We start from the raw sequence: 11,094 nt of genomic DNA on the forward strand, positions 1-11,094 counted from the left end.
AGACCGCACGGCCTAGACCACAATATTGTCGATCATCCGCACATCGCCGAGCCAGGCCGCCGCCAGCATGCGCACCGGTTCTGCCAGATCGGCAACCGGGCGCAGCCCCTCGGCGCTGCGGATCTCCAGATATTCGATCTCACGATAGCCCGCCGACAGGATCCGCACGCGCGCCTCGGCCAGAACGGCCGCCGGGTCGGCGCCACCCCGGATCGCTTCTGCCGCCGCCTGCATCGCCCGCCACAGCGCCGGGGCGATCTGCCGCTCCTCGGCCGACAGCCGCACGTTGCGCGACGACATTGCCAGCCCGTCCGCCTCGCGGATCGTCGGACAGCCGATCACCCGCACCGGGATGTTCAGGTCGGTCGCCATCCGCTTCACCACCTGCAGCTGCTGCCAGTCCTTCTCGCCGAAGAAGGCCCGCCCGGCCTGGGTCATGCCGAACAGCTTCGCCACCACCGTGGCCACCCCCTCGAAATGACCGGGCCGGAACGCGCCCTCCAGCGGCTCCGACACCCCCGCCACCCGGACCTGCGTCGCAAAGCCCTGCGGATAGACCTCCTCCTCCCCCGGCGCGAACAGAACGTCCACGCCCGCAGCCTCCAGCAACGCCAGATCGCGCGCTTCGTTGCGGGGGTATTTGGTCAGATCCTCGGGGTTGTTGAACTGCATCGGGTTCACGAAAATCGTCACGATCACCCGGTCCGAATGCCGCCGGGCCTCCTCGATCAGGCTCAGGTGACCCTCGTGCAGCGCCCCCATCGTCGGCACCACGCCGACGAGGATGCCCGAGCGTTTCCACCCCGCCACCTTGTCGCGCAGCTGGGCCGAAGCCCGGATCACCTGGGTCATGGTGCCACCTCATCGGCAAAGGAATGCTCGGGGCCGGGGAAGCGGCCCGCGCGCACCTCCGCGGCATATTGCGCCACGGCCTCGGCCGCCGCAGCGCCCAGCTCCGCATAGCGCTTCACGAATTTCGGGCGGAAATCCTGAAACAGGCCCAGCATATCGTCGATCACCAGCACCTGCCCGTCGCACTCGGCCCCGGCTCCGATACCGACCGTGGGCACGGCGATCGCCGCGCCGATCCGCGCGGCCAGCCCCGCAGGCACCTTTTCCAGCACCACGGCGAAGGCACCCGCCTGGGCCACCGCCTGCGCATCCTCCAGCAGCCGCCCGCCATCGGCGCCCCGGCCCTGTACCCGGTAGCCGCCCAGCGTATTCACCGATTGCGGCGTGAGCCCCACATGCGCCATCACCGGGATCCCGCGCGCCACCAGGAAGGCGATGGTCGGCGCCATATGCGCGCCCCCTTCCAGCTTCACCGCGCCCGCCCCGGTTTCCGCCATCAGCCGCGCCGCGTTGCCAAACGCCTGCGCAGGGCCCTCCTCGTAGCTCCCGAAGGGCATGTCGATGACCATCAGCGCCCGCGCCAGCCCGCGCCCCACCGCCTGCCCGTGCAGGATCATCATCTCCATCGTCACACCGAGCGTGGAGGGCAGCCCGTGCAGCACCATCCCCACGGAATCGCCCACCAGCACCAGATCGCAGGCCCGATCCGCAATCCGTGCGACCGGCGTGGTATAGGCGGTGAGGCATACGACAGGCACCCGGCCCTTCATCGCCACGATATCGGCCGGCATCAGCCGCCGTTGCTCTGCGGTTGCGCTCATCTGGATCTCCTTCCCCCGGGCAGACGGATAGCCCCGCGCGGGCCGCGCTGTAAAGCGTTTCGCTGCGCTGCAGTAGGCGCAAATCCCTTGATGCCGCTGCCCCGAAGATACCGACCCCCGCAGGAGGCCCGATGTTCCACCGCCTGATCGCCGCCGCGCCGCTTGCCCTATGGGCCGCGGCCGCGCTTGCCGCCCCGGATGCCGTGACGATCGGAATGGTGCTGGAACCGCCGAACCTGGACCCGACCGCGGGCGCCGCCGCCGCGATTGACGAGATCGTCTATGCCAATGTCTTCGAGGGCCTGACCCGCTTCGCCGCGGATGGCTCGGTGCGCCCAGCCCTGGCCACCCGCTGGGATATATCGGAAGATGGCAGCGCCTATACCTTCCATCTGGCGCCGGGCGTCACCTTCCACGATGGCACCACCTTCGATGCGCAGGATGTGAAATTCAGCCTGGAGCGCGCCGCGGCCGACGACAGCACCAATGCGCAGAAGGCCCTGTTTGCCGGCATCGCCGCGGTCGAGGTGATCGACCCGCTCACGGTGAAGGTCAGCCTGTCCGCCCCCGACGGTGCCTTCCCGTTCAAGATGGCCTGGGGCGATGCGGTGATGGTCGCGCCGGAATCGGTGGCCAATGAGGCCACGCACCCTGTCGGGACCGGCCCGTTCCGCTTCGAGGACTGGGTCCGGGGCGACCATGTGACGCTCGCAGCCTTCCCGGGCTACTGGGGCACGAAGCCCGCACTGGCGCGCGCGACCTTCCGCTTCATCTCGGATCCGACCGCCGCCTTCGCCGCGGTGATGGCCGGGGATGTGGATGCCTTCCCGAGCTTTCCCGCCCCGGAAACGCTCGTCCAGTTCGAGAGCGACCCGCGGTTCCGGGTGATGATCGGCACCACGGAGGGCGAGACCATCCTCGCCATGAACAACCGCAACCCGCCTCTGAACGACGCCCGCGTGCGCGAGGCCATCGCCCATGCGATCAACCGCCAGGAGGTGATCGACGGCGCCATGTATGGCTACGGCACGCCGATCGGCACCCATTTCGCCCCGCATCATCCGGATTACGTCGATCTCACCGGGCTCTCCGCCTATGACCCGGCGAAATCCAGGGCGCTGCTGGCGGAGGCCGGGGTGAAGGATCTGAGCCTGCGCCTCGCGCTGCCGCCGCCGAGCTATGCCCGCCGGGGCGGCGAGATCGTGGCCGCGCAGCTCGCCGCGGTGGGGATCGCCACGCAGATCACCAATGTGGAATGGGCGCAATGGCTGGAGCAGGTGTTCAAGGCACATGACTTCGACCTGACCATCGTCAGCCATACCGAGCCCTTCGACATCAATATCTATGCCCGGCCCGAATATTATTTCGGCTATGGCAAGCCGGATTTCGTGACGCTGATGTCGGAGCTCGACCGCGCCACGAGCCCCGCCCAGCGCGCCGCGCTGACGAAGCAGGCCGAGGAGATGATCGCGCGCGATTACGTCAACGCTTATCTCTTTCAGCTGGCCAAGACCGGGGTGGCGAATGCCGATCTGATCGGGCTATGGGAGAATGCGCCGACCCCGGCGAATGACCTCACTCAAGTCCACTGGAAGCCATGATGCTGATCGAACGCCTGAAGACCGACGGAATCGAACCCGAGGTCACCCGCCCCGATGCCGACATGCTCGTCGCGGGCGACCCCGTCCACACCACCTGGAACCTGGACGACGACAACGGCCTCTATTGCGGCGTGTGGCAATCCACCCCCGGCGCGTGGCGCACTGTGTATGAGGAATGGGAATACATCTACGTCCACGAAGGCCGCGCGGTTCTCGAGGCCGACGACGGCACCGTGGTGGAGCTTGCTGCGGGCGATTCGCTCGTGCTGCGCCCGGGCTACAGCGGCGTCTGGCGCGTGCTCGAAACGCTCCGCAAGGATTATGTGATCCTGTTCCGCTGATCCATCGGCGGTGGGGCCTGCGGGCCCCGCCCTCGCGCTCAGTTCTGGCCGGTCAGGAGGCGCTCGCGCTCCTCGGCCGAAGCCACTGCGGCGGCGTGCTGCTGCTGCTCCACCGTGGCGTAATCCATGATCTGGCCCGCATTATAGGCCTTCTGATCGGCCTCGATCGCGTCGATATCATTGGCCGAGACGACATAGCCCGTGTGCAGCTCCACCATCGCGCCCTCCATCGCCAGGCTTTCGGAGGCGCTGCGCACATGGACGGGCGTGCCCAGCGGCACTTCCTCGAACATGTCGATGATATCCTGATTGAACAGCCGGATGCAGCCCGCAGAAGTCGCCTTGCCGATCGAGCTCGGGTCCATCGTGCCATGGATGCGGTAGTAGGTGTCGCGATTGCCCTGATAGAGATAGAGCGCGCGCGCGCCGAGCGGGTTGTCGAGCCCGCCGGGCAGCCCGCCCGCCAGCGGGCCATAAAGGTCCGGGTCGTTGCGGATCATGTTCGCGGTCGGGGTCCAGGACGGGTATTCGCGCTTGCGCCGGATCACGGCATTGCCTGCGAAGCCCTTGCCCTCCTTGCCGACGGCAATCCCCATCCGCATCGCCTTCCCCGGCTCCACCACATGATAGAGCACGCGGGCGTAGGGATCAACGACGATCGTGCCCGGCGCCTCCGGCCCGGTATAGGCCACCCATTGCCGCTGGTTGCGCGCGGTCAGGTAGGCCGGATTGACGGCCGGGATATGATTGGCCCCGTCCTCGCGCGCCTGATAGGCCGCGGGAACCGGCGGCGGCGTGCTGGCCGCATTCCTTCCACCGCAGGCCGCCAGCGCCAGAACCGAGAGGCAAGCCAGAACGCCGAGGCCACGGCGACACGCGATCACATCCAAGACGACACCTGTTTTCACGAAAAGCGCTTCAGGGAGATGTCCCCGGCCTCCGGCATCAGGTCAAGTCCCGCGGGCGCCTTCGGGTTCCCTCAGACCCTGCAAAAAGCCCGGGGTGGGTTCCCCAAGCCGCGTTTTGCCGTGGCTCTGCCAGCGATCAGAGCTTGCCGAGAGAGAGGAACAGGGTCTCGCCCGAGCTGTCGTCGAGGCCGTCATTGTCGGTGACGATCCAGCCCTGCCCCTGCGCGTCGATCGCGAACCCCTCGACCTTGTCGACGACATAGCCGCCGTTGCGCTTCAGATCGGGGATCAGGTCGCGCACCTCTTCCTTCTGCACCACCGGCAGCTCGGAGCCGAGCGGCGCGGGCTTCAGATCGGAGAGCTTCACCCGGTAGATCCGCTTCACCGCGGCCTTGTCGCCGATCAGGTTGTCGCGCTCGATCACATAGGCATGCTCCCCCTGCACGGTGAGCTCGGACAGGCCCATCCAGCCTTCCGCGCCCTTCTCCAGCGGATAGCCGACCGCGCCCCATTCCTTGGATTTGGTGTCATAGGCCACCAGCTTCGTCTGCCCCTTCGGGTCGTCCTTCCAGGGGCGCTGCTGCGCCATCCACAGCACGTCGCCGACCTTGGCAATCCCTTCGAAGCCGAAGCGGGTCTGGGCCAGGGCCAGCTCATCGGGCAGGCCGATCTGCTCCTTGATCGCGCCCTTCGCGTCCAGGTGCAGGATGCCATGCGGGATCATCTTGTCGGAGCGCCCCTCATTGGGGATCCAGTACCCGCCCTTGCCATCGAGCGCGATGCCTTCCATGTCCAGCAGTTGCGCCGGGGCACCATCGCGGGTGACGCTCAGCGCCGCGGTGATCCTGGCCGGATGGGTCGTCGCGTCGATGGTGAAGATCCGCGGCTGCGCGCCATAGGCGCTGTCCGAAATCGCATAGAACGTGCCCGGCTTCTCCGGATCGGCCGCGAGCCCCGACAGCGCGCCCCAGCCGATCAGCTCTGCCGTGCCCGCCGAGGTCAGCGTCGGATAGAAGGCCGGGCCTTCGGCGCGGCGATAGATCATCACATGCGACCGCGCCGCCCCGTCTGCGCCGAGGTCCGTCTCGTTGGCCGAGACGAGCAGCCCGCGCGACGGGATCGTGGCGAAGCCTTCCGGCCCGATCCCCGAGGGCAGCAGCTGCAGGAGCTTCGGTGCGGCTACATCGCTCACGTCATAGACACCCACCGCCGAGCCGCGCTCCGAGCCCACGAAGGCCAGCCGCTGGCCGTCGAACGTGCCCACGCGCACCGATTCCGGCTCTACGCCCTTCTTGCCGGCGCGGCCTTCCGGGAAATGGCCGATCTCGGCCAGCGCGCGCTCGAAGCTGTTGCCCGAATCCCAGACCAGCTTGCCCGCCGTATCGAAGATCGACCAGCCGCGCGTGCCGCCCTTCCAGTCGCCCTCGTTCGCGGTGGCGAAATGCTCGGTGTCGATCCAGGCCACGCCGTCGGGCTCGCGCGGCACATCGGTAATCTTGCCGGTGAAGTCGAGCTTGCCGTCCTTTTTCGTGTCGATGCCGTCGAGGCTCGTCGTGCCCGCGCTGAACTGGCGGATCTTGCCATCGGCCGCCACCACGACCAGCGCGTTGTTCTCCTGCAGCGTCAGGACGATATCGCCCCGATCGTTGATATCCACGAATTCGGGCTCCGGGTCCTCGGGCGCAATCTCGCTCAGGCCGCTGACGTCTATCTTCTTCAGCCCGGCGCAATCGGGCATGCCGTTCTTCACCGGCAGCGTCACCAGATAGCCCGCGGGCATCTGCGGCAGCGCGCCATCGTTCAGATCCTCGTCGCGCTCATTCTCGATCGCGATGGCGACGAAGCTGCCATCCTTCGAGCGCGCGATGGAATCGGGCTGCCCACCGAGATCGCAGGACGCGAGCGCCGCCTTCTTCGCCAGATCCACGACCGCCAGCCGCCCGGAGGGCGCCGCATAGCTCTCCGACGTGTTTACCGCCACGAGCGCATTCGGCCCGATCACGGTGACGGAGGTGGGCTCGCCCTGCATCGCCACTTCGCCGAGGCCCTTCGGCGCCGTCGGCTCGGCGATGTCGATCAGCCCGATCAGGCCCGCCGGGCTGTCGGTATAGACCAGCACCATCCCGTCCTCGGAGGCGGCGATGATTTCGGCCGAGGTTTCCGCGCTCTTGTCGCCTGCGGCATTGTCCGCCACCGCGAAGGAGGCGATCCGGTTGAAGGTGGGGGCGGCCAGCGTGGGCAGGGCGGTGCTCAGCGCCAGCAGTCCGCCAAGCGTCAGTCGCAGGATCATAGGGTCACTCCTGATGGTTTTGCGGATGCGATGCCGAAGTGAGGTGACAGTGGCGCAACAGTCCTGCGACGTTTCGGTGAACCCCGCCCCAGACTGGAAACGAATCAAATTGACGTAAACGCCTTGTTAACTTTGTGCTGCGAGAAAGATCTTGCGAACGAGGCGAAGAGGATGAAAGCAGGTTGTTTTCTTGTCGCACCCCCTTCACCCCACCCACCACGGAAGAAGATGAGCTGAGCATCCTCCGCCTCGTTCGTTCCCGCCGCGTCGGCGCCACGACCTTTCATCGTCTGCTGGCCGAGCATGGCTCCGCCCGCGCGGCGCTCCGCGCCCTGCCCGATCTGGCCCGGGCCGCCGGCGTCTCCGATTACGAAGCCTGCCCCGAAGCCGTCGCCGGCGCCGAGCTCGCCGCCGGCAAGCGCGCCGGGGCGCAGCTGCTGCATCATGGCGGGCCGGGCTACCCCGCGGCGCTGCTGCCGCTGGCCGATGCCCCGCCCGTCCTCTGGGCCATGGGCACCCTCGAATTGCTGAACCGGCCGATGATCGCCGTGATCGGCGCGCGCAACGCCTCCTCGCTCGGGCTGCGCATGGCGCGCAGGCTGGCGGCCGATCTTGGCGCGCGCGGCATCGTGGTGGTGTCGGGCCTCGCCCGCGGGATCGACGCCGCCGCCCATGACGCGGCCATGGATACCGGCACCATCGGCGTGCAGGCGGGCGGCATCGATGTGATCTACCCGGCGGAAAACACGGAGCTGGCGCAGAAGATGGCGCATCGCGGGCTGCGGCTGGCGGAGCTGCCGCCCGGGCACGAGCCGCGCGCCCAGCATTTTCCGCAGCGCAACCGGATCATCGCGGGGCTGAGCCGCGCGACCGTGGTGGTGGAGGCGGCGGCCCGCTCGGGCAGCCTGCTCACCGCGCGGCTGGCGCTCGATTACGGGCGCGAGGTGCTGGCCGTGCCGGGCCATCCGCTCGATGCCCGCGCCGCGGGATGCAATATGCTGATCCGCGACGGAGCCGTGCTGATCCGCGGCATCGACGACATTGCCGAAGCGCTGGCTCTTTCCGTCACCCCCGAACAGCCCCCCGCCGCGGCAGCCCCCGAAGCGCCGTCCCCGCGCGAGACCCCCGCCGCCCCGAAGGCACCGGCCCCGGCCGCCGACCCGGACATGCTGATGGAGCAGGTGATGGAGGCCCTCGGCCCGCAGCCGATGCATGAGGAGGACCTGCTGCGCAGCCTCTCCTGCGAGGCCCCTGCCCTGACGCGTCTGCTCGTTGAACTGGAGATCGAAGGCCTCGTCGAGCGCCACCCCGGGGGAATGATCAGCCGTCTGTGATCTCGGGTTATACACGCCGCATTGACATTCCGTGCCGCGCACCCACATTTTGCCCGCCCAGAAGCCGACCGAGTATTTGAAGAGGAAGTCATGGCCGTCGTCGTTGTCGAATCCCCCGCCAAGGCCAAGACGATCAACAAATATCTGGGCTCGGACTATACCGTCCTGGCCTCTTTCGGGCATGTCCGCGACCTGCCGCCGAAGGATGGCTCAGTGGACCCCGACGACGATTTCGCGATGAAATGGGAAGTCGCGAGCGATTCGAAAAAGCATATCAAGGCGATTTCCGATGCGCTGGCCTCGGATGACGAACTGATCCTCGCCACCGACCCCGATCGCGAAGGGGAAGCGATTTCGTGGCACCTGGAGCAGGCACTGGCCTCGAAGCTGAAATCGAAAAAAGTGTCGCGCGTGACCTTCAACGCGATCACCAAAGCCGCGATCACCGAGGCGATGCAGCATCCGCGCCAGGTCGACAAGCCGCTGGTGGAGGCCTACCTGGCGCGGCGGGCGCTGGATTACCTCGTGGGCTTCAATCTGTCGCCGGTGCTCTGGCGCAAACTGCCGGGGGCGCGCTCCGCAGGCCGGGTGCAGTCGGTCTGCCTGCGGCTGATCGTCGAGCGCGAGATGGAGATCGAGGCTTTCAGGGCCCGCGAATACTGGACGGTGACCGCCGTGCTGAGCACGCCGCGCGGCCAGGAATACACCGCGCGCCTCACCGTACTGGGCGGCAAGAAGCTCGACAAGTTCGACCTCTCCACCGCGACGGATGCGGAAATGGCGGTGCAGGCGGTGACCTCGCGCGACCTCACGGTGACCTCGGTCGAGGCGAAACCCGCGAGCCGCAATCCCTACCCGCCGTTCATGACCTCGACCCTCCAGCAGGAGGCCAGCCGCAAGTTCGGCATGGGCGCGAAAGCCTGCATGCAGGCGGCGCAACGGCTCTATGAGGCAGGCTACATCACCTATATGCGGACCGACGGCATCGACATGGCCCCGGAGGCGGTGATGGCCGCCCGCGCCGAGATCGAGCGCCGCTTCGGCGAAAAATACGTGCCGAAATCGCCGCGCATGTACAAGAACAAGGCCAAGAACGCGCAGGAGGCCCACGAGTGCATCCGGCCCACGGACATGAGCCTCGACCCCGGCAAGATCAGGGTCGCCGATGACCAGCAGCGGCTTTACGATCTGATCTGGAAGCGCACGCTCGCGAGCCAGATGGAGGCCGCGCGGCTGGAGCGCACCAACGTCGATATCGGCTCGCGCGATGCCCAGGTGGAGCTGCGCGCCACCGGCCAGGTGGTGACCTTCGACGGGTTCCTGAAGATTTACGATCAGGGCCGCGACGACGACGACGACGACGACGGCGCCCGCCTGCCGCAGATCATGCAGGGCGAGCCGGCCGAGAAGAAATCGGTCACGCCCGACCAGCATTTCACCCAGCCGCCACCGCGCTACACCGAGGCCACGCTGGTGAAGCGGATGGAGGAGTTGGGCATCGGCCGGCCCTCGACCTATGCCTCGATCCTGACGACGATCGTCGACCGCGGCTATGTGAAGAAAGACAAGAACCGCCTGATCCCCGAGGATACCGGGCGGCTGGTGACGGTGTTCCTGTCCAATTATTTCCGCCGCTATGTGGAATATGATTTCACCGCCGATCTGGAAGAGCAGCTCGACGACATTTCTGCGGGCAGCCGCGATTACAAGGATGTGCTGGCCCGGTTCTGGCGCGATTTCTCGGCCGCGATCGGCGAGACCTCGGAGCTGCGGATCTCCGAGGTGCTGGACAAGATCGACGAGGTTCTGGCCCCGCATCTGTATCCGCCGCGCGCCGATGGCACCGATCCGCGGATCTGCCCGGTGTGCCATCAGGGGCGGCTGCATCTGAAGACGGCGCGCTCCGGCGGGGCCTTCATCGGCTGTGGCAATTACCCCGAATGCCGCTACACGCGCCCGATCTCGGTGCCTGCGGATGGCGAAGCGGCCGCGCTCGACGGGACCGTTCTGGGCCATGATGAGGGTCTGGAGGTCACGCTGCGTATCGGCCGGTTCGGCCCCTATGTGCAGAAGGGCGAGCCCACCGAGGACCAGCCGAAGCCGCCGCGTGCCTCGCTGCCGAAGGGCTGGCGGCCGGAGGCTATGGACCTGGAGAAGGCGCTGCAGCTCCTGAGCCTGCCGCGCGAGATCGGCCCGCACCCCGAGGACGGCGCCCCGGTGGAGGCCGGCATCGGCCGCTTCGGCCCGTTTGTGAAACACAATTCGACCTATGCGAACCTGCCGGAGGTGGATGAGGTCTTCACCATCGGGATGAACCGCGCAATCGAGGTACTGGCGCAGAAGCTGGCGCGCGGGCCCGGCCGCGGGGCCGCGGCCAAGGCGCTGCGCAGCCTCGGCGAGCACCCCGACGGCGGCGTGGTCGAGGTCATGCCCGGCCGCTACGGGCCCTATGTGAAATGGGGCAAGGTGAATGCCACGCTCACCAAGGACATGGATCCGGAGACGGTGACGCTGGAAGAGGCGCTGCCCCTGATCACGGCCAAGGCCGGGAAAGGGGGCAAGAAAGCCCCGGCCCGCAAGGCCAAGGCCACCGAAAAGAAGGCGCCGGCGAAAAAGCCCGCAGCCAAGAAGGCGGCGACCAAGAAAAAGGCTGCGAGCGAGGGCTGAGCCCGGCACGCCTGCCCGTTGATTGACAGCACCCCGCCGCTTCGCCACAAATTCTCGGACGATCACTGGGAGGGGTTTATGTCGAAGGTATATATGTCCGCGTCGGCGGCTCTTGACGGGCTTTTGTCTGACGGGATGACGCTGGCTGCGGGGGGGTTCGGGCTTTGCGGGATCCCGGAGCTTCTGATCGATGCGCTGGTGGCGAGCGGGGTGAAGGATCTGACGATCGCGTCGAACAATTGCGGGGTCGACGGGTTCGGGCTCGGCAAGCTTCTGGACA

Annotated in this window: 9 protein-coding genes; 5 read left to right on the forward strand and 4 right to left on the reverse strand. The window is 67.3% G+C overall.

What is annotated here, in order from left to right:
* Window positions 1-12: 12 nt before the first annotated feature.
* Together panC and panB are read right to left on the reverse strand one after the other, a co-directional pair.
* Window positions 13-852, reverse strand: a complete 840-nt coding sequence (gene panC / locus ACOMG5_RS14815) for a pantoate--beta-alanine ligase (protein ID WP_420344569.1) — start codon at window positions 850-852, stop codon at window positions 13-15.
* A complete protein-coding gene (gene panB / locus ACOMG5_RS14820; RefSeq protein ID WP_420344570.1) occupies window positions 849-1,673 on the reverse strand; it encodes a 3-methyl-2-oxobutanoate hydroxymethyltransferase in 825 nt (274 codons plus the stop codon). Before panB ends, panC begins: the two co-directional genes overlap by 4 nt.
* Window positions 1,674-1,804: 131 nt before the next feature.
* On the opposite strand from panB, the gene ACOMG5_RS14825 reads away from it, so the two are divergent.
* Both ACOMG5_RS14825 and ACOMG5_RS14830 read left to right on the forward strand, forming a co-directional pair.
* Window positions 1,805-3,274 carry an ABC transporter substrate-binding protein gene (locus ACOMG5_RS14825; RefSeq protein ID WP_420344571.1) on the forward strand — a complete coding sequence of 490 codons (1,470 nt, stop codon included), beginning with the start codon at window positions 1,805-1,807 and terminating at the stop codon, window positions 3,272-3,274.
* Window positions 3,271-3,615, forward strand: coding sequence for a cupin domain-containing protein (locus tag ACOMG5_RS14830; protein WP_420344572.1), 345 nt, complete (start codon window positions 3,271-3,273; stop codon window positions 3,613-3,615). The genes ACOMG5_RS14825 and ACOMG5_RS14830 overlap by 4 nt, the downstream gene beginning before the upstream one ends.
* 38 nt (window positions 3,616-3,653) lie before the next feature.
* On the opposite strand, the gene ACOMG5_RS14835 is transcribed toward ACOMG5_RS14830, so the two are convergent.
* Entirely contained in the window at window positions 3,654-4,505 is an 852-nt protein-coding gene (locus tag ACOMG5_RS14835; protein ID WP_420344573.1) for a L,D-transpeptidase, read from the reverse strand.
* 154 nt (window positions 4,506-4,659) lie between these two features.
* Window positions 4,660-6,813 (reverse strand): esterase-like activity of phytase family protein, encoded by a 2,154-nt coding sequence (locus tag ACOMG5_RS14840; protein ID WP_420344574.1) that lies wholly within the window; start codon window positions 6,811-6,813, stop codon window positions 4,660-4,662.
* A 182-nt stretch (window positions 6,814-6,995) separates the two neighbouring features.
* On the opposite strand from ACOMG5_RS14840, the gene dprA reads away from it, so the two are divergent.
* From dprA to ACOMG5_RS14855, 3 genes are all read left to right on the forward strand, one after another.
* Window positions 6,996-8,147 (forward strand): DNA-processing protein DprA, encoded by a 1,152-nt coding sequence (gene dprA, locus ACOMG5_RS14845; protein ID WP_420344575.1) that lies wholly within the window; start codon window positions 6,996-6,998, stop codon window positions 8,145-8,147.
* Between the two features lie 90 nt (window positions 8,148-8,237).
* Window positions 8,238-10,814, forward strand: coding sequence for a type I DNA topoisomerase (topA, locus tag ACOMG5_RS14850; RefSeq protein ID WP_420344576.1), 2,577 nt, complete (start codon window positions 8,238-8,240; stop codon window positions 10,812-10,814).
* Window positions 10,815-10,892: 78 nt separating this feature from the next.
* On the forward strand, window positions 10,893-11,094 hold a 202-nt coding region (locus ACOMG5_RS14855), incomplete at its 3' end, for a CoA-transferase (protein WP_420344577.1).

The organism is Paenirhodobacter sp., assembly GCF_041916475.1.
Classification (GTDB): Bacteria; Pseudomonadota; Alphaproteobacteria; order Rhodobacterales; family Rhodobacteraceae; genus Rhodobacter.